The following is a 17,827-nucleotide window of genomic DNA, read 5'->3' as shown; positions in this document are numbered from 1 at the left end:
TCCTCCACCGCGAGCCGGGATCGGTGGGTGCGGGAGAAGGGCAGGGGTGGGCGGTGAGCGTGCCCGCTTCGGCGCCGGCCGTCATGTCGGTGAGTCGAGTCGGTGCAACGCGGTGAGCACCCTTCGGATCACCTGTGGGACAGCGGCGGCGACGGGGTCGGACAGGCCGATGCCGAGGTCGAAGCAGGCTGCTTCGACGGCTACGACGACGAGTTCGCGGGGAACTTGGCCGAGGGCGCGACCCAGCAGCAGCGCATCCGGGATGCCGAGTGCATGCGAACTCGTGGCATGTATGCCGCGGGGCACCGTGTCGATGATGGTCCGCCGGATCCGACCCGGTGTAGCGGGATCACACAGCACCGCGTCCACGACGACGGCGAGGTCGGCTCCACTCCAGGCGTCCAACAGCGCGGCGGGTTCACCGTCGCACCATGTCACCACGACACCCGGAAGGCCGAGTTTCGCCACCTCGCGGGCCACGATGCGGCCTATGCCGTCGTCGCCGCGGTATTCGTTGCCCACGCCGATGACGGCGGCGCGTGCACCGGTCATCGGCGCACCATTTCGAGGTCGAGGAAATGCGCCGAGCAGGAGATGCACGGATCGTAGTTGCGGATCATGCGTTCGCACAGGGCGGTGAGCGCGGCATCGTCGAGGTCGGGATCGGCCGCGACGACCCGGCGCAGCGCGTCTTCGATCGCGTCCTGGTTCTGCGAGGTGGGAGGGACGATGGTGGCGGAGCGGACGAGGCCGTCGGCGTCGAGGCCGTAGCGGTGGTAGAGCAATCCGCGCGGTGCCTCGCTGATACCGTGACCGACGCCGGCGCGCGGTGGTGCGGGTGCCGCGGGGCGGGGTGGACGCTCATAGGCGGTGATGAGCCGCAGCGCCTCGTCGAGGGCATATACGACTTCGACGGCGCGTACCAGGATACTGCGAAATGGGTTGCGGCACTCGTCACCGAGCCCGACCTCGGCGGCGACCTGGCGGGCGAGCGGTGAAAGCTGCCGGGAGTTCAACGTGTAACGGGCCGACGGTCCGGTCAGGTAGCGTACGCCGTCGAGCCGTGCGTGGAGCGCGGTGGAATGCGGCACCTGCTGCTCCGCCACGTGAGTGGGGAATTCGGTTGCCGGGAAGGACAGTCCGGTGCTGGTACGCACCTGTCCGGATTCTATGGCGTATCGGTCCGGTTCGGCGGCGGCGAGCAGTTCGTGGTCGAGTTCCAATTCGGGGAAGTCGAAGCCGGCGGCCCGGCGTGCGGTGTCGATGGCGTAGTCGAGTGCCCGGCGCAGCTGCTCGGACAGCGGAACCAGATCGGTGCGTTCGGGAACGGAGTAGAACCCGCCGACCCGCACATTGATGGGATGGATCGCTCTGCCGCCGATGAGTTCGAGCAGGGTATTGCCCGCCTTTTTCACTGCCAGACCCTGCTCGACGAGGTCGCGGTGGTCGGCGGCCAAGGTGATCGCGTCGGGGTAGCCGAAGAAGTCGGGGATATGCAACAGGTGGATGTGCAGGGAGTGGCTGGATATCCATTCCCCGCAATACAGCAGTCGGCGCAGGTCGGCCAGTGGCCGGTCCAGCTCGATTCCGCAGGCCTGTTCGATGGCGTTGCATGCGCTGACCTGATAGGCCACCGGACAGATACCGCAGATGCGCGAGGTGATGTCCGGTGGCTCGGTATAGGCGCGGCCACGCAGGAACGCTTCGAAGAACCGCGGCGGCTCGTAGATGTTCAGCTCGGCGCGTTCGACCGTCCCGTCGGTTACGGTGATCCGCAGTGCGCCTTCGCCTTCCACTCGTGCCAGCGAGTCGACCTTCAGCTTCCTACCGCGGTGGCTCACCGGGGTTCCTTTCCGCGAAGTCCGGTTCGGCGGCCGCGAATGTGGTGAATACCCGGTCGATCTCGTCCGCGGGCATGCCGTTGATGCGCAGAATGGGAAGCAGGGCACCGACATTCGGTTTCGCCATCGGCCCGAAGCAGCCGAAGCAGCCGCGGTGATATGCCGGACACAGGGCACCGCACCCGGCCTGGGTGACCGGCCCGAGGCAGGGGATACCGTCGGCGACCATCACGCAGGTGGTGCCGCGTCGTTTGCACTCGGTGCACACGCTGGTGTTCGGGAGATCGGGGGTGCGGCCGGCCAGGAAGGCGGTGAGCGTTTCGAGCAGCTGACGGCGATCGATCGGACAGCCGCGCAGCTCGAAATCCACCGGTACGTGTTCCGAGATCGATGTGGAAGTGGCGAGGGTAGAGATGTATTGCGGGTCGGCGTAGACCACGGAGGTGAATTCGGCGACGTCGGCGAAGTTTCGCAGCGCTTGAATCCCACCGTGAGTGGCGCATGCCCCGATTGCCACCAGGATCCGGGACTGCTCGCGAATCTCGACGATTCGACGCCGCTCTTCGGGGGTGGTGATCGAACCCTCCACCAGGGACACATCGTACGGCCCGGGCTCCACCGCACTGGATGCCTCCAAGAAGTGAACGATACGTATCCGGCCGGCCAGCGTCAGGAGTTCGTCCTCGCAGTCGAGGAGAGTGAGCTGGCAGCCGTCGCAGGAGGTGAACTTCCACACCGCCAGTGTCGGGGCGTCCATCACAACTCCCGTACGGCCAACAGTGGTCCGGCCACGGCGTAGTCGACGACCGGGCCGTCTCGGCAGAGCAACAGGGGACCGAGCTGGCAGTGACCACACCGGCCGATGCCGCACTGCATGTTCCGTTCCAGTGACACTCGGATGTCGGTCGCGGCGACTCCCTTGCCCAGCAGCGTCTGGGCGCAGAAGCGCATCATCGGCTCCGGTCCACACAGGAACGCCGTGGTGTGACCGGGGTCCGGATTCAGCTGTGCCAGCGGCTCGGTGACGAAGCCGATCGACCCGGTCCAGCCGGGTGCGGGGTGATCGACCGTCCGATGCAGTTCGATCCGATCGGTGGCTTCCCAGTCGTCCTGATCGCGGCGGAAGAGTATGTCGGCCGGGGTTCGGGCACCGGTGACGAGGATGACACGGCGGTACGCGTCACGGTCGGCGAGCGCGCCGAGCACCACCGGACGCAGCGGTGCCAGACCGACCCCGCCGCCGACTATCACGAGGTCGTGGCCGGTCGCCGATTCCGGGTCCCACCCGGCGCCGAACGGACCGCGCACCCCGACCACACCGCCGACCGGTGTGTCACGCAACGCGGTGCTCACCGCACCGACCGCACGAATGGTGTGCTCCAGGACCATCTCATGGCCGGTGGGGTCCCCGCTGACCGATATCGCGATCTCACCCACTCCGTAGCGGTAGAGCATCATGAACTGGCCGGCCCGGAACCGTGGCGCCGCGCGCTCGATCGGATCCAACACCAGTGTGGTGGTGTCCTGTGTCTGCGGCACGCGGTTCGTGACCCGGTACGGGAGCATGGTGTCGCCGCAACTCCGGGACGCGTGGGTCACGGTGTCGACGCTCATGGCCGGCTCCGGTCCGAGCCGGTTCGGCCGGTGCACCGATGCGGGTCCGCGTTGCTGTCGCGAGGGTTGCGGTAGAGGTCGAGGAGCCGGGCCCGAGTGGCCTGTAATCGTTCCAGCAATGCCTCGAACAGCATCGAGGTCAGCGCGTGGCCGAACTTGGGGTCGGTCTCGGCGGCCTCGATCAGGCGTGTGGAGTCGAATTCGACGGCGTCGACGGGTTCGGCCGCCTGGGCGCCGAAATGCCATCGGTGCGGCGGCACCAACCAGGACCAGCCCAGCAGGTCGCCGCTACCGAGTGTCTGGATCACCACGTCGCCCCGGCCGGGCACCCGGGCATCCAGCAGTACCCGGCCGCCCCGGATCAGCCAGCACCGGTCGGCCGGTTGCCCCTCGACCAGCACCCGTTGCCCGGCCGGGAAGGACACCTCACGTCCGATCCCGGCCAGCACCGCCAGGTCCGTCCGGCTCAACGAGGTCAGCCGGGGGAACGCGGCCAACTCGTCAACGGTGGGCATCGTCGGTGCTTTCCCCGGCGAGTTCCGCGAGACCGGCCACTTCCTCGGTCAGGTCGATGCCGGCCGGGCACCACGCGATGCACCGCCCACATCCCACGCAACCGGACGTGCCGAACTGGTCGTACCAGGTGCTCAGCTTATGGCTGAGCCACTGCCGGTACCGGCTCTCGCCCGACTGCCGCACACTGCCGCCGTGCAGATAGGAGAAGTCCAGTTCGAAGCACGACGCCCACCGCTCCCACCGTTGCGCGTGCTCGCCCTCGAGGTCGGTGACGTCCTCGAACGTCGTGCAGAAGCAGGTGGGACACACCATGGTGCAGTTGCCGCAGGTGAAGCAGCGGCTCGCCACGTCCTGCCAGTGCGGTGACTCCCGCGAATCGCGCAGCAGCGCCCGCAGGTCGACTTCGGGCATCGCCCGCCCCATCCGGTCCGCGGCCGCCGATACCGCCGCGCGTGCCGCGGTGACCTGTGTGTCGGTTGCCGTGCACGGTGTGATGTCGGCGAGAACGCGGGCGCCGGCCTCGCTGCCCACGTCGACGACGAACCGATGCCCGTCGTCGTCCAGGTGCTCGGTCAGGGCGAGGTCGTATCCCGGCGACACCGCCGGTCCGGTGCCCATGGAGGCACAGAAGCACACACCACTGGGCTCGGTGCAGTTCACCGCGACGACGAACAGACCGCGGTGGCGGGCGTAGGGGGTGTCCGCAGGAGTGGCACCGTCGAGTACCCGACCGAGGACCGAGATCGCGGCGAGATCACAGCCTCGCACCCCCAAGAACGCATAGCGTGGCAGCGTGTCGTCGGCGGGCTCGACGTTCATATCCGGGGTGATGTCCCAGACCTTGCGGCGCGGCGGGTGCAGGAACTGTTTCCACGATCCCGGTCCGGCCGAATGCGCGAACACCGCGTCGTCGTCGCGCCGACGCACCCGATATCGGCCCGGTTCCGCCTCCACGCCCCATCCGTCGGGCAGTTGCGCACCCGAAGCGAGCTCGTCCAGCACAATGGCCCCGTCGCGCAGCCGAGGCCCGATAACCCGATATCCCTGCTCTGTGAGCACCTCCACCAGCCGATTCAAGCCCGCGCGGTCGATGACCTCGCTGTCGCCAGGAGTCATGGCGGACCTCGGTTCGTGTGCGGAAGGAGTCGGTCGGTTTCCAGTCTGGTCGGTCGGCCGGGTACGCGGGCAGGGGCGAAAGTCCTCTCCCCGGAGGCCGGGAGCCGCTGTCATCAGCGGATAGCCGGTCACCGTCCGGCGTGTGCGGTGTATACCGGGCCGTTGTCGGTCAGCGCGCGTTCGGCTGTCCAGGTGACTACTCGTCGGCGAGGTGGTGCTTCGACATGACCGTCACCGGAAGGTGCGGATGCGGGAGCAGGCGCTGGTCGAAGCGATGCCTGCGGGTGAGCGAATATGCTGCCGGGCGGTCAGGCATCCCCGGTGGTCATCCAGTGGTCGATGGCCCGGAAGGTTTGCGGAGCGCTCGGGTGCAGGGCGAGATTGTGGGCGACATCCGGGACGACCAGGGCATCGAAGTCGACGGCCCCGCTGTAATAAGGTGCCTCGTTGGCGGCGATGGAGGCGGCCTCACGGCAACTGACCAGGAAGTTGCAGAAGATATCGTCCTTGGCTCCCATGACCACCAGCACGCGGGCGGTGATCGATCGGCTTGCGTTCATCTGCGGTGGACTCAGCAATGTGGTCATGGATTCGGTGGTCTCGCCGATGGCGACGACGTCCTTGGTGCGCTCGTCGTGATCGATGACCGCCGGATCGGCGGTCGCCGGATCGTAGAAGATGGAACCGCGCCTGCCGGGCAGTGTCGTCAGATACCCGGCGTCGGTGCCCCGTCCGGTCGTTATCGGATCGAGGTCGGCGGGATAAGTGCTGCTGAACATATTGATGGAATTCAGTCCTACGCCCGGCAGATGGATGATGCCGGTGAGGATCACGCGGTCCAGATCGTGCCAACGGGCGGCCTCGTTGGTCAGGGTCACCGAGCCGAGGGAATGCCCCACGGCGTTCACGTGTGCGTAGCCCTCCCGGTGCAACCAGGTGATCAACTGGTGCAGGATGAACGCGTCGCTCGATACCGTCAGGCGCCAACTGTCCGGTCGGGAGCTCGCGCCGGTGCCCAATCGGTCGAAGTTGAAGGTCGCGCGGCCGGCGGCCAGTGTGTCGTCGACATAGGAATACGTTTCCGGATCGAACGAGAAGTCCCAGTACTCGCGCGTATAGGTGGCACCCGCGACCAGGATGTCCGCCTGGTGCGCTCCGTCCGCCCAGCGCAGGGGTGTGCAGAAGGTGGCCGCGACGGTTTGGTCCGCCGGCGCGTCTTCGGCCAAGGCCACGGGAACGGCTACTTCCCGGCATGTCCCGGGTTTGCGGTATTCCGCTGCGGCCGTTGCGCTTCCCGCGAGGAACGCCACCAGCAGGGCCGTCGTCAAGACGGCCGCTCGTCGGGTGGCAGTGGTGGTCCGGTGTCCGCCGATCACGGTACGACGGGACAGTTCGCGCATGGATCACCTCGTGAAACGCCGGGCGGCCGCCGTGGCCTGCCATTTCGTACCGAGGAAGCCTAACCGTTACTTCTACCGATGGCATGTCGAACTTCGCTCGGTAACGACAGCGCTGGTCGGCGCCGGAACGCCGCCCCGACCGGCTCGCCGATAGTCCGGCAGCGGGCAGTTCGGCGACGGGTTGGGCATCGATGATGACCGCGGCGTCGCTGCGGATACGGCGAGCGACGGCGTGACCGGTAGTCGGCTCCGAGCCCCGGTTTTCCGGGTTCTTCGGCGAGAACTTGGGATCGGTAGGGCGCCGCCTGCTCCTAACTTCTCTCTCGACGGCATCACCCGGAGCCGAGGAACGAGAAGGAATCGAGCATCATGAGCACCTCCGAGATCCGCCTCGCCTCCGGCGCCCTGGCCCTGCCGGTCACCGGATGTAGCGACAACGGCGAGACCGCCGACTTCGACCGATCCGCCCCCGGTCCCGCCCGACGTTCCCGCCGGGCGGCATTCCCGAACCCCTTCTACGGAGAACCCACTATGAAGACCATCATCCGCAGCCTCGCCCTCGCCTTCTTCGTCTTCGCCTTCGGCTTCTACCTCTGGCACGGTCTCGCCTACGACGGCCCCACCGAATACGGCCAGGACGTGATGGCCTGGGTCGGCCCGCAGATGGCACTGCCGATCATCGCACTGACCATCACACCGATGGCGTTCGCCTTCACCGCCGACGGCATCTTTACCGGCCTGACCGGGATGAATACCGTCCCGTTCCGTGGCGGGCAGATCGGCCTGGGCACCGTGCGCTCGGTCCGGCACACCGGCGTCACTCTCAACGACCAACCGCAACTGCGCATCGAGCTGACCGTGGAGGGCGCCGACGGCAAGACCTTCGACTCGACCGCCACAATGGTGGTACCCCTCACCGAGATGTCGCTGCTGCGGCCCGGTGTGGTGCTGCCGGTGCGCTACCTGCCGCACCGCATCGACAAGGTCGAGATCGACCTCTCCGGTGACCACCGGTCGGCGCAGGAAGCGATGAACGCCTCCATGATCCGCAAGGGCTTCACCACCCGCGCCAAGCTCGATATCGCCGAGCACGGCATCACCGCCCAGGCGGTGGTGCAGACGCTGACGGTGCCCGGCGAAATCCGCGACGATCACTCCAAGGTCGTGCTCGGTCTGGTGGTCACCCGTCCCGACGGCACCACCTTCACCACGCGCACCGAGAAGTTCGTCCCGCCCACCGCGGTCGGGCACGTACAGATCGGCCGGGTGCTGCGGGTGCACTACTTGCCCCACGACGAGAGCGAGGTGGTGATCTCATTTCCCGTCGGCGCATGAGCACCACTCTCGCACGCCGTGCCCTCCCGATCCCGGTGTCCACCTGGAACACCGGGATCGTCGCGTACGCAACGGTCTGTCCCACCGCCAATTCGGTCGGAATCGACGGCAACAGTGGGGGCTCATGGCCATCTCGCTCGGGAAACGCCGTCGCGGCCCTGCGGAGCGAGTTGCCCCACGCCGAGGGTGCCTGTCCGCCCGAGCCCGGAAGGGAAGGGATGTTGCTTCCGGCGGGAGCCGATGCGTCGGACTCGGCTTCGGGTGTCGAATGTCGTAGGGCGCCATTACGCTCGCCCTATGTCGTTGGCATGGTTGCGTTCCAACGCGGTGGCCTGGTCACTGCCCCGGAGCCCGAGTTCACTCGCCGAGGCCCTCGCCGATATGGAATTCGTGCAGGCCGACCCCATTCGCTTCCCGGCCCGGGCGCAGGACCTGATCCTGCGGCACCGCGTGCGGGGCTACCGCGTCGGCGACCTCGACCGGAACTACCATGCGCTCGGTATCGACGAGGATTTCGTCTACGCCTACGGCTACACCGTTACCCGCCTGCGGCCGTTGCTGCACCCTCGGCGACATCCGCGCGGGACAGACGGGGAGTTTCCGCACGACACCCGCTCGTCCGAGGTACTGGAGTTCGTCCGGGAACGCGGCGTGGTGCATCCGCGGGACCTGCATGCGCGTTTCGGGCGCCGCGGTGTGGTCAATGCGTGGGGCACAACGTCCTCGGCGACAACGGTGGCGCTCGAGGAATTGCACCGATACGGCCTGTTGCGGGTGGTCGACCGGGTGTCCGGGATACGGCGTTACGAGGTGGCACCGGCGCCGAAGCCCCTGCTCGACCCGGGAAGGCGCAGACGCGAACTGGTGTTGCGTATCGCCCGCACACTGGCGCCCGCAACGGAATCGACACTCGCGGCGACGGTGAACCGCGCGGTGCGCTCCATCGGCGGTGCGACCGGGTCGGTCACAATCGGTGAACTTCTCGCTGCCGGCGAGCTGTCCGCTATCACCGTCGACGGTGTCCGGTATCTGTGGCCTGCCGATCTGGTCCCGACCGACCGAGAGCCCCCGGCGCGGGTGCGGTTCCTGACCCCGTTCGACCCGCTGGTCTGGGATCGGCAGCGGTTCGGTCGGATCTGGGGCTGGGACTACCGTTTCGAGGCCTACACTCCGGCGGCGAAGCGGGTCCGTGGTTACTATGCCATGCCGATGCTGTGGCGCGACCGGGTGATCGGCTGGGCCACATGCGCCGGCCGGGACAGCGAAGTGGAGGTGGGATTCGCGGACCGCGTGCCGAAGGGAAAGGCATTCGCCACCGCTCTCGATGCCGAGAAACACCGTCTGAAGGGCTTCCTCGAGTCGCGCTGAGAGGCCGCCTCGAGGGAGCGCCGACCGCGCATTGCCGGGTCGCGCCTCCGTTCCCCGGGTTGTCGGCGTGGGTATCGGTGGTTCACCGATACCCACGCCGACAACCCGATCCGAAAGCGATGCGCATCTGGCCGAGGAGGACTTTCGCCGCCGGCGCGACCGGCCGGTCCGTGCGCCAGACCAGGGCCAATCGCCCGCGCAACTCGGGTTGCACGATGGGCAGGGTCCGGACGCCGAATGCCTCCGCATCCTTGGCGGTGAGCTCCGGGACGACCGCGATGCCCAGCCCGTGCGCGGCGAGCCGCAGCAGCAGGTGTGGTGCCGCCGCTTCGAAAGCGATCTCCGGGGTGAAACCGGCGGCCGTGCAGGCACGCCGGAGGACACCGTGCAATCCGGTTCCGGACGAGAGGCAGACCAGTGGCCGGTCGCGCAGACCGGTGAGCGGCATAACCTGCCCGTGGTCGTTGTCGTGGGCGGCGATGGCCGCGACCAAGGGGGTGTCGAGCACGACGTCGATGCCGATCCCCGGATCGAGTTCCGCGTCGGTCAGCCCGATCAACGCTATATCGAGGTCACCGCGCATCAGCGCGGCCAGCATTCGTTCCGACGTGTCCTCGGTGAGGCTGATACCTACCTGGGGGTGGTCCTTGTGGAAAGCGGCGAGTACGGGGGCGACATCGAACTCTTCCACCGCGGCGCCGGAGATGAGGCCGACCCGGACCTGTCCCCGCAGCAGTCCGGTGAATTCGTCCACCGTCTGTGTGATCCGTTCCGCGGCGGCGAGCGCGGCGCGAGCGTCGGCCAGTACCGCGGCGCCGATCTCCGTCGGCTTCACCCGGCGCGCGGTCCGATCCAGCAGGGGTTGTCCGAGTTCGCGTTCCAGCTGTCGGATCTGAGCGCTGAGCCCGGGCTGGGTCAGATGCAGGCGGTGCGCGGCGCGGGTGAAACCGCCTTCGTCGACCACGGCGACGAAGTAGCGCAGCTGCCGGAGTTCCATAACTGTCGATTATCGCAAAGATAAGGACAAACTGTTTCCTTTATCGAAGCGGATACGGCATCGTCGCATGCATGGGACATATCGCAGCCGAGAACACCGAACTCACCGCCGCGGCCGATGCCGAGTTGGCCGCCTTCCCGGCGTCGGTATCGCGTCCGGGAACGGACGGATACGAGCGGGAGACCACCGGCTTCCAGACCGCCTACCGGCACCGTCCGGCCGTTGTCGTCGAGGCACGGCACACCGAGGACGTCCGGGCGGCAGTCGAATTCGCAGCCCGATACGAATTGCCGGTGGCGGTGCAGGCCACCGGACACGGTCTGTCGGTCGCCGCGGACGGTGGCGTGCTGATCAGCACCCGCGGCATGACCGGAATAGAGATCGATCCGGTGGCCGCGAGCGCGCGGATCGGCGCCGGAGTCCGGGCGGGTGCACTGATCGAGGCGGCGGCGCGGCATGGACTCGCACCGTTGAACGGCTCGTCGCCCTCGGTGGGTGTTGTCGGATACGTACTCGGTGGCGGCGTCGGGTTGCTGGCCCGGAAGTACGGCTACGCGGCGGATCACGTACGGGCCGCCGAACTCGTCACCGCCGACGGCCGGGTGCGCACGCTGCGGCCGGGTGACGAACTGTTCGGCGCCGTCCTGGGCAGCGGCGGCAATTTCGGGGTGGTGACCGCACTGGAACTGGATCTGGTGCCGGTAACCAGCGTGTACGGGGGTCAGCTCGTCTTCGACGCCCCCTTGGTGCCGCGAGCGCTCGAGATGTGGCGGGAATGGACCGCGACCCTGCCCGACGCGGTCACCTCGACGTTCACCATGTCGGCCTTCCCGGATATCCCGCAGGTCCCGGCGCCGCTGCGGGGCCGTTTCGCCGCCTCCGTCCGGATCGCCGCCGAAGGTGACACCGAGGAATGCGAACGTCTCGTTGCCCCGCTGCGCGCGATCGGCACACCGCTGAAGGACGACCTGCGCGTCATGCCCTACACCGAATCGCACACCATCCATTCCGACCCGGATCACCCGCATGCCTACGCCGCGACCAACGCGCTGCTCGACGACCTCACGCCCGAAGCGGTCGAGGCTCTGCTCACGGTGGCCGGCCCCGACGCCGGGCCGGGCACGGTGATCGATATCCGACACCTGGGCGGGGTACTGCGCGAACCCTGTCATGACGGTCTCGCGCTCGATCACCGTGCGGCCGGTTTCGTGGTGCGGGCCATCACCATGCCGGGGCCGGACCCGGAACCGGGAGAACCCGCCGCCGCTGTCCGAGCGGCGCTGGCGCCCTGGACCGTCGGTCACAATCTCGGTTTCCTGTACGGCGCCGGGCACGCGGCCGACGAAGCGCAGACCAGGGCCGGATACCGTGCCGAGACCTACGCCCGGCTCGCTGCGCTGAAATCGGTCCACGACCCGAAGAACATGTTCCGGTTCAACCGCAATATTCGCCCGGCGGCCTGAACCGCGACTGCCGCCGACGGTTTCCGGTTCGCCCGGCCCGGGTAGCTCCACCGAGAACCGGGAACCGTGCCTCATCGGCACGGCTGTAAGGAGACGATGCGCGAAGTGTGGGATGTATTGGCCGCGGGCGGGTGGGGACTGCCGGCCGGTTCCTCGTTGCTGTTGGGTGCTTTGGCGGGGTACCTGGTTCGGATGCCGGTGGCGATCGTGGCGAGTGTGATGGCCTTCGGCAGCGGGGTGCTGTTATCGGCGGTGTCGTTCGAGTTGATCGCCGAAGCGCATGCGCAAGGCGGTATGACCCCCACAGCGGTGGGTGCGATCGCGGGGGCGGTGATCTACACCCTGGCCAATGTTGCTCTGGCCCAGCGCGGTGCCCGTCACCGCAAACGGTCCGGCGACCAGCAACCGTCGGAGTCCGAACAGTCCGGTTCCGGGACCGCGATCGCGTTGGGCGCGTTGTTGGACGGGGTTCCGAGTCGATGGTCATCGGCACCGGTCTGCTGAGTGGGGGAGCCGTCAGCGCGGTCACGGTGGTCGCGGTGTTCATCAGCAATGTTCCCGACGAGGGGCTGTCCAGCGCCTCGGGCATGCGCCGGGCCGGTCGTAGTCGGGGGTATGTGTTCACGCTCTGGGCCGGGATCGCGGTGATCAGCGGTGTGGCGGCGATGGCCGGTTACGGGTTGCTCGACGGGGTTTCGGCCACGGTATTGGCCGCGATCACCGCCTTGGCCGCGGGCGTGATCCTGGCCATGATCGCCGACACCATGATTCCGGAAGCTTTCGAACACGCCCATCTGTGGATCGGTCCGATCACCGTCTCCGGTTTCCTCACCGCGTTCGGCCTGTCGCAACTCGCCGGTCCGCACCCCCGGAAGGCGGCCGGTGCCTTCGCATGTACCCACCGGCTGCCGATGCCGCTGTCCAGGGCCGGGCGCGTCGCGTGAAAGCCCACGAGGTGGACGCGGACCGGTCGGGATGAAGTCGCCTGGCCGGGTCGCCGTTCTTCGTGTTCCCCGGCATATGGATCACATCGCCCTCGCCCTCGAGGAAGGGGATTGCCGGGAGTTTTCCAAAAGGATCGTCCTCGTGGGCGGCGAGGAGTGTAAACTACTTCTTCCGGCGACGGCTCGGACCGCGGTGTTATGGTGATACATCCGGGATTCGCAAGATATTTCCTGCTCAACGGGGTGGAAAAAGAGTCCGACGAGTCGGCGGCCACTCCTTCGACGCTTCGCGCGACCTGCTCCTACTCGGAGGTATACTACGATTTGCTGGGCGGTTCCCATACGGTCAACGCGACGGAGTGGCCATGAACATTTCCGAAGGCGTGGTGGACATGATTACCCGGACGGCCGACGCTACGACGGCTGCGGCCGGGGCTGTGAGCGGCGCCGCCGTAAACGGCGTCATCGGCGGCATACAGGGCGCCGCGTCCGGCGTGAAAAGCGGGCTGGTCAAAGGCAGCCACTCGACACCGGCGGCTGTGTTGACAATGGCGGCGGTGGGTGCCGCGGGTTTGGTGGACTGGCCTGTGCTGCTCGGTGTCGGCGGCGCTGCCCTGGTGGTCCGGCAGCTCGGTCAGCGGTCGGGCCAGGCGCCGACGCCCGACGTCGACGATCGTTTCGTGCCCCTCGAGTCGAACCCGGAAGACGACCGAACACCCGACCAAGCAGACGAAGACGGTAAGGCGCCCGCGCGTAACAAGAGCGCGGCTCGATCGCGGCCCACGCCGAGTGAGCGATAGCGGACGCCGGTGGATCTGAGCCGATTGATACGGGCCTCCGTATCGCTGCCCTTACGCGTCCTCGACACGGCGGTGCGACCGGCCGCGGTCGTCCCCGGCGCGGATCTCGCGACGAGCGTAGCGGTGCGTATGATGCCCGCCGGTTGGGTGCTCGAGTCGATCGCCGAGGCCGCGTCGGAACTGCTCGGCGGTAAGCCGGTCCGGCGCCGTTGGCGCGGCGAGAGCCGCTGCTGGATCGAAGTGCGCGGTCTCTTCGAACATGAGCCGGACCACGATGTGGGCCCCGCGGTACTCGACGCCCTCCACGCGCACCGTGGCGTGATCTCGGCGACTCTCAATTACCCCCTGTCGCGTGTCATCGTCGAGGTAGACGAAACGGTAACCGTCGACGAGCTGTGCGACGTGATGACCGCTGCCGAAAATGGGCACCCGGACCCCGGACGACCGCCGGTGGACCTGCCTGCCGACGGCATCGTACTGGCCGGCAGCATGGTCTCGGCGGCGATGAACGCCGTCGGCCTGGGTATCGCGTTGGCCGGCCGGGTTCTCGGTTCGCGGCGGCTGCCGGCAGGTCTCAATGCCGTTGTCGCGCTCGTTGCCGGTCAGCCGCGGCTGCGTCGCGCCGTCGAACAGCGTGTCGGTACCGGTACCGCCGATACTGTGATCGCCCTGGCCACAGCTGCCGCGTACACCGCCACCCAATTACCGGCGTCACTTGGCGTCGACTTGTTCATCCACCTCGCAAAAGTCGCCGAGACCCGCGCCGCGGCCACTCTCTGGCAACACCGCGAGCCCGAGCTTGCGGCGCACGCCATGTGTATCGACGGTGTCCGACCCGGTGACCGACCGAGGCCGCTGCCGCCGGGACCGATAGAGCGTCATGGGGAGCGCAGCGGAGTGGTGCAGGCGGTTGCGGCGCCGACGATCGGCATCCTCGCCTCCGACCTCGACGCCGCCGCTGCCGCCGTCGTGGTCGCGGCGCCCAAAGCGGCCCACACCAGCCGTGAGGTATTCGCCGCGACGCTCGCCCGCGGTCTGGCCGACCGGCACGGTGTGCTGACCTTGCGGCCCCAGGTGTTCCGGCGCCTCGACCGGGTCGACGCCGTGGTGTTCGACCCACGGGCACTGTGCTGCGACGAACTGCGGGTTGCGCGCATCCGCGACGTACCCGAGCGTGAGCGGGCGACGGTATGGCAGTGGGCGCAGGACCAATTGGGCCGCGGCGCATTGCTGCCCGGGTGGCAGCAGGTGGCACGGACGGTATCCGGTAATGGCAGGAGCAGCGCGGTGTTGGTGCGATTCGCGCATCATCCACTGGCGTCGGCGGTGCTCGGCGAAATGCGTCGCAGCGGCGCCGATGTGGTGTCGGTCGACGTGGAGACACTCGACGACCTGCGTTCCGCCTTCGACGACCTCGATCCGGTGAACGGGTCCCTCGACGATGCACTCGCCCGTACGGTGCACCGGTTGCAGCGAGCGGGCCGCATCGTGGCGGTGGTATCGGGTTCCGCGGTCCAGGCGCTGGCCGATGCCGATGTCGCGATCGGTATTGCCGCGGGTGGACCACCACCGTGGCACGCCGACGTGCTCGTCGACGACCTGGAGGTCGTGTGGCGGATCGCGCACGCCTTGCCGGCGGCCCGTCGTGCCAGTGAGCGTGGCGTCGAAATCGCCACCGGCGCATCACTTTTGGGTGGTTTGCTGATGATACCCGGGGTGCGGGGACGCGGCATGGCCCCGGTTACCGCCGGCGCCGCCGCCGGCGCATGGATGGGATACCGGCTCGCCGACGGAGCGCTCGGGATGCCACCGCCACCCGGCGCGAGTGTGCACGAATGGCACGCCATGTCCGTCGAACAGGTGCGTCGTGTGCTGCAGCCGCCGCAACCCGTCCACGTGCGCGAGTACTCGCCGCCGGTATCCGCCGCCCGCCCCGCGCGCTCGGTCATTGCTCCGGTGCGCCGTGCGGTACGGGATTTCGCCGGTGCGCTGCGCGACGAGCTATCCGATCCCTTGGTCCCGATATTGGCTGTGGGATCGGCGGCCGGCGCGGTGTTGGGCTCGCCTGTCGACGCGATCCTGATCGGATCGGTGCTTGTCGGGAACGCCGCCCTGGCGGCGTCCCAACGGATCCGGTCCGAACGGCTGCTGCGGCGACTGCCGGCTGCACAGGGCCCTCCGGCTCGCAAGCTGGTCGATGTAGGTCGCTATGCGACGGTCGATGCCGCAGACCTGCGTCCAGGTGACGTCATAGAGGTACGGCCCGGGGAAGTGGTGCCCGCCGACGCGCGGCTCACCCACGCGCTCGCCGTGGAAGTCGACGAGTCGTCCTTGAGCGGGGAGTCGCTGCCGGTGCTCAAGCAGGTCGATGCCACACCGGCCGCGCCCGTCGCCGAGCGGGCCTGCATGCTGTATGCCACGACGACAGTGGTGGCGGGTACCGCGGTGGCGATCGTCACCGATATCGGTGAGCAGACGCAGGCGCGCCGTGCCGTCGCGGCCCCGCACGCGGACGGCTCGGCCACCGGTCTGCAGAGCCGGCTCAAAGATCTGACGGACAAGGCGTGGCCGTTCAGCCTTATCGGCGGGGGATTGGTCACAGCGCTCGGGCTGCTGCGATCCACCGGTCTGCGGCAGGCGGTCAGCAGCGGTGTGGCCGTCGGCGTTGCCGCCGTTCCGGAGGGACTGCCACTGGTTGCGACACTGGCTCAGCAGGCGTCGGCGCGGCGACTGACCCTCGCGGGCGCGTTGGTGCGCAGTCCGCGTTCGGTCGAGGCACTCGGCCGGGTCGATATGGTGTGCTTCGACAAGACCGGGACTCTCACCGAGAATCGGCTGCGGGTGACCACGGTGTATGCCGCGACCGGCTGGTCCGATAACGATGTGCTCGTTCACGCCGTCCGGGCCACGCCGCTCGCCAATGGCGGGCCTCATGAACATGCGACCGACCGCGCGGTCGTCGAGGCCGGGCGAGGCCTGGATCGCGGCGAGTCGGCGGCGCATTTGCCGTTCCGATCGGGTCGCTCGTTCTCGGCAACCGTGTGCGGCGAGCAGTTGTCGATCAAGGGAGCTCCGGAGATGGTGCTCGCGGCCTGCGCGGATGTCGACGAGGAAGCGCAGCGGCAGGTGCGCAAGATGGCGACCGAGGGACTGCGGGTGATTGCCGTGGCCGCACGGCAACTGTCGCCGCCGCAGGCCCGATCGGTACGTGGCGATGCCGATGCCTTCGTCGAATTATGCAGTACCGGAATGCAATTGGTCGGTTTGCTGGGTCTGTCGGATACCCCGCGCGCGGATGCGGCCGAGGTTGTGGCCGAGCTGACCGACCGAGGCATAGGGGTGCGGCTGATCACCGGTGACCACCCCGTGACCGCCACCGCGATCGCCGCCGAAGTGGGTATGTCCGTCGACGACGACCAGGTGATCAGCGGGCCCGAATGGGAGGCGCTGTCCCGGCGTGAACAGGAGCAGATGGTGCAGAGCCGGCGGGTATTCGCCCGGATGTCACCCGAGCACAAGGTACAGATCGTCGAGACGATCCAGCGGCTGGGCCACGTATGCGCCATGGTCGGCGACGGTTCCAACGACGCGGCGGCCATCCGCGCCGCAACCGTCGGCATCGGCGTGTCCGCGGGCAGCAGTGACCCGGCCTACACTGCGGCGGAGGTCGTGCTGCTCGACGGACGGATCCGTTCGCTGCCGGCCGCCCTCGACGAAGGCCGACAGCTCTGGCGGCGGGTGCAGGCAGCCGTGGCCGTATTGCTCGGTGGCAACGCGGGCGAAGTGGTTTTTGTGATCGCCGGCACCGCACTCACCGGCCGGGCGCCACTGAACACCCGTCAATTGCTGCTGGTGAACATCCTCACCGATGCGCTGCCGGCCGCAGCCCTTGCAGTCAGCCCGCCGAATGCCGAGTTGGGTTATACCGGCCGGGGACCCGACCTGGCCGCGTTGTGGCGGACGGTGGCGGTGCGCGGTGCGACGACCGCTACCGCTGCGACGGCCGCGTGGGCGTTGGCGCGGCTGACGGGCCGGCGGCGGCGCGCGTCGACGGTGGCGTTGGCGGCGTTGGTCGCGACACAGTTGGGACAGACGCTCATCGAGTCGCGCAGCCCGCTGGTGATCGGGACCGCGGTCGGCTCGCTATTGGTACTCGGCGCGCTGATCAGCACGCCGGGAGTGAGCCATATGCTCGGCAGCACGCCGCTGGGCCCGGTCGGTTGGTGGCAGGCGTTGTCGACGGCCGCCGTCGCGACGGCCCTCGCCGCCGTTGCACCGCGTCTGTTCGCCGCGGGAGGGCGGCAACAGGGTGGTCAATCGACGATCTCGATGACTCCCCAGCGCCACAGCACCGCGTACAACTCGCGTAACGGCACGGTCAGCACCTGCGCCAGCGCTCCCGTCAACGGATCCGAGCCCATGCCTAAACCAGT

The 17,827-nt window shown here is 68.2% G+C and carries 15 protein-coding genes and 1 pseudogene; 7 read left to right on the top strand and 9 right to left on the bottom strand.

Annotation, left to right across the window (positions count from 1 at the left end; all coding sequences use genetic code 11):
- Positions 1-81 precede the first annotated feature (81 nt).
- The 7 genes from ON20_RS31685 to ON20_RS31655 all read right to left on the bottom strand — a co-directional run bounded on the left by ON20_RS31685 (position 82) and on the right by ON20_RS31655 (position 6,487).
- Positions 82-552, bottom strand: a complete 471-nt coding sequence (locus ON20_RS31685; RefSeq protein ID WP_040841824.1) for a hydrogenase maturation protease — start codon at positions 550-552, stop codon at positions 82-84.
- A complete protein-coding gene (locus tag ON20_RS31680) occupies positions 549-1,841 on the bottom strand; it encodes a Ni/Fe hydrogenase subunit alpha (protein ID WP_040841822.1) in 1,293 nt (430 codons plus the stop codon). The genes ON20_RS31685 and ON20_RS31680 overlap by 4 nt, the downstream gene beginning before the upstream one ends.
- Positions 1,825-2,598 (bottom strand): NADH-quinone oxidoreductase subunit B family protein, encoded by a 774-nt coding sequence (locus tag ON20_RS31675; RefSeq protein WP_040841818.1) that lies wholly within the window; start codon positions 2,596-2,598, stop codon positions 1,825-1,827. Before ON20_RS31675 ends, ON20_RS31680 begins: the two co-directional genes overlap by 17 nt.
- Positions 2,598-3,455: an FAD/NAD(P)-binding protein gene (locus ON20_RS31670; RefSeq protein ID WP_083865579.1), complete on the bottom strand. Its 858-nt coding sequence runs from the start codon at positions 3,453-3,455 to the stop codon at positions 2,598-2,600. The genes ON20_RS31675 and ON20_RS31670 overlap by 1 nt, the downstream gene beginning before the upstream one ends.
- Complete coding sequence (locus ON20_RS31665; protein ID WP_083865570.1) at positions 3,452-3,970, bottom strand: Crp/Fnr family transcriptional regulator; 519 nt, start codon at positions 3,968-3,970, stop codon at positions 3,452-3,454. The genes ON20_RS31670 and ON20_RS31665 overlap by 4 nt, the downstream gene beginning before the upstream one ends.
- Entirely contained in the window at positions 3,957-5,087 is a 1,131-nt protein-coding gene (locus tag ON20_RS31660) for a 4Fe-4S dicluster domain-containing protein (RefSeq protein ID WP_040841815.1), read from the bottom strand. The genes ON20_RS31665 and ON20_RS31660 overlap by 14 nt, the downstream gene beginning before the upstream one ends.
- 308 nt (positions 5,088-5,395) lie before the next feature.
- The gene (locus ON20_RS31655) at positions 5,396-6,487 is read right to left on the bottom strand and encodes an alpha/beta fold hydrolase (RefSeq protein ID WP_051163709.1); all 1,092 of its coding nucleotides are present in this window, start codon (positions 6,485-6,487) and stop codon (positions 5,396-5,398) included.
- Positions 6,488-7,018: 531 nt separating this feature from the next.
- Between ON20_RS31655 and ON20_RS31650 the strand changes: the two genes are divergently transcribed.
- Together ON20_RS31650 and ON20_RS31645 are read left to right on the top strand one after the other, a co-directional pair.
- Positions 7,019-7,822 (top strand): hypothetical protein, encoded by an 804-nt coding sequence (locus tag ON20_RS31650; RefSeq protein WP_040841925.1) that lies wholly within the window; start codon positions 7,019-7,021, stop codon positions 7,820-7,822.
- A 297-nt stretch (positions 7,823-8,119) separates the two neighbouring features.
- Positions 8,120-9,190 (top strand): DNA glycosylase AlkZ-like family protein, encoded by a 1,071-nt coding sequence (locus tag ON20_RS31645; protein ID WP_040841812.1) that lies wholly within the window; start codon positions 8,120-8,122, stop codon positions 9,188-9,190.
- Between the two features lie 82 nt (positions 9,191-9,272).
- Here the strand turns inward: ON20_RS31645 and ON20_RS31640 are convergent, their stop codons facing one another.
- Positions 9,273-10,187: a LysR family transcriptional regulator gene (locus ON20_RS31640; protein ID WP_040841808.1), complete on the bottom strand. Its 915-nt coding sequence runs from the start codon at positions 10,185-10,187 to the stop codon at positions 9,273-9,275.
- A 71-nt stretch (positions 10,188-10,258) separates the two neighbouring features.
- Here ON20_RS31640 and ON20_RS31635 point away from each other — a divergent pair, with 71 nt between their 5' ends.
- The 5 genes and pseudogenes from ON20_RS31635 to ON20_RS40355 form a co-directional block, all read left to right on the top strand.
- The gene (locus ON20_RS31635; RefSeq protein WP_083865568.1) at positions 10,259-11,650 is read left to right on the top strand and encodes an FAD-binding oxidoreductase; all 1,392 of its coding nucleotides are present in this window, start codon (positions 10,259-10,261) and stop codon (positions 11,648-11,650) included.
- A gap of 96 nt (positions 11,651-11,746) precedes the next feature.
- Entirely contained in the window at positions 11,747-12,154 is a 408-nt protein-coding gene (locus tag ON20_RS38375; RefSeq protein WP_218002734.1) for a ZIP family metal transporter, read from the top strand.
- The gene (locus ON20_RS38370) at positions 12,130-12,594 is read left to right on the top strand and encodes a ZIP family metal transporter (RefSeq protein WP_218002733.1); all 465 of its coding nucleotides are present in this window, start codon (positions 12,130-12,132) and stop codon (positions 12,592-12,594) included. Before ON20_RS38375 ends, ON20_RS38370 begins: the two co-directional genes overlap by 25 nt.
- Positions 12,595-12,959: 365 nt before the next feature.
- Entirely contained in the window at positions 12,960-13,394 is a 435-nt protein-coding gene (locus ON20_RS31625; RefSeq protein WP_051163722.1) for a hypothetical protein, read from the top strand.
- Positions 13,395-13,523: 129 nt separating this feature from the next.
- Positions 13,524-17,711 (top strand): annotated as a pseudogene (locus tag ON20_RS40355) (cation-translocating P-type ATPase); the annotation flags it as partial.
- Here ON20_RS40355 and ON20_RS39635 read toward each other — a convergent pair.
- Positions 17,708-17,815, bottom strand: coding sequence for an Rv1535 domain-containing protein (locus ON20_RS39635; RefSeq protein ID WP_245547617.1), 108 nt, complete (start codon positions 17,813-17,815; stop codon positions 17,708-17,710). The pseudogene ON20_RS40355 and the gene ON20_RS39635 overlap by 4 nt on opposite strands.
- Positions 17,816-17,827 lie beyond the last annotated feature (12 nt).

This window comes from Nocardia brevicatena NBRC 12119 (assembly GCF_000308495.1).
GTDB lineage: Bacteria > Actinomycetota > Actinomycetes > Mycobacteriales > Mycobacteriaceae > Nocardia > Nocardia brevicatena.
Note: the sequence above shows the minus strand (reverse complement) of the source record. Positions and strands in the feature narration are given on the sequence as shown.

Excerpts from the sequence above, each read along its gene's own strand:
- ON20_RS31625 (WP_051163722.1), top strand. The coding sequence starts at position 12,960 with ATGAACATTTCCGAAGGCGTGGTGGACATGATTACCCGGACGGCCGAC.
- ON20_RS31655 (WP_051163709.1), bottom strand. The coding sequence starts at position 6,487 with ATGCGCGAACTGTCCCGTCGTACCGTGATCGGCGGACACCGGACCACC.
- ON20_RS38370 (WP_218002733.1), top strand. The coding sequence starts at position 12,130 with ATGGTCATCGGCACCGGTCTGCTGAGTGGGGGAGCCGTCAGCGCGGTC.
- ON20_RS31635 (WP_083865568.1), top strand. The coding sequence starts at position 10,259 with ATGGGACATATCGCAGCCGAGAACACCGAACTCACCGCCGCGGCCGAT.
- ON20_RS31675 (WP_040841818.1), bottom strand. The coding sequence starts at position 2,598 with ATGGACGCCCCGACACTGGCGGTGTGGAAGTTCACCTCCTGCGACGGC.
- ON20_RS39635 (WP_245547617.1), bottom strand. The coding sequence starts at position 17,815 with ATGGGCTCGGATCCGTTGACGGGAGCGCTGGCGCAGGTGCTGACCGTG.
- ON20_RS31665 (WP_083865570.1), bottom strand. The coding sequence starts at position 3,970 with ATGCCCACCGTTGACGAGTTGGCCGCGTTCCCCCGGCTGACCTCGTTG.
- ON20_RS31660 (WP_040841815.1), bottom strand. The coding sequence starts at position 5,087 with ATGACTCCTGGCGACAGCGAGGTCATCGACCGCGCGGGCTTGAATCGG.
- ON20_RS31645 (WP_040841812.1), top strand. The coding sequence starts at position 8,120 with ATGTCGTTGGCATGGTTGCGTTCCAACGCGGTGGCCTGGTCACTGCCC.
- ON20_RS31670 (WP_083865579.1), bottom strand. The coding sequence starts at position 3,455 with ATGAGCGTCGACACCGTGACCCACGCGTCCCGGAGTTGCGGCGACACC.
- ON20_RS31650 (WP_040841925.1), top strand. The coding sequence starts at position 7,019 with ATGAAGACCATCATCCGCAGCCTCGCCCTCGCCTTCTTCGTCTTCGCC.
- ON20_RS38375 (WP_218002734.1), top strand. The coding sequence starts at position 11,747 with ATGCGCGAAGTGTGGGATGTATTGGCCGCGGGCGGGTGGGGACTGCCG.
- ON20_RS31640 (WP_040841808.1), bottom strand. The coding sequence starts at position 10,187 with ATGGAACTCCGGCAGCTGCGCTACTTCGTCGCCGTGGTCGACGAAGGC.
- ON20_RS31685 (WP_040841824.1), bottom strand. The coding sequence starts at position 552 with ATGACCGGTGCACGCGCCGCCGTCATCGGCGTGGGCAACGAATACCGC.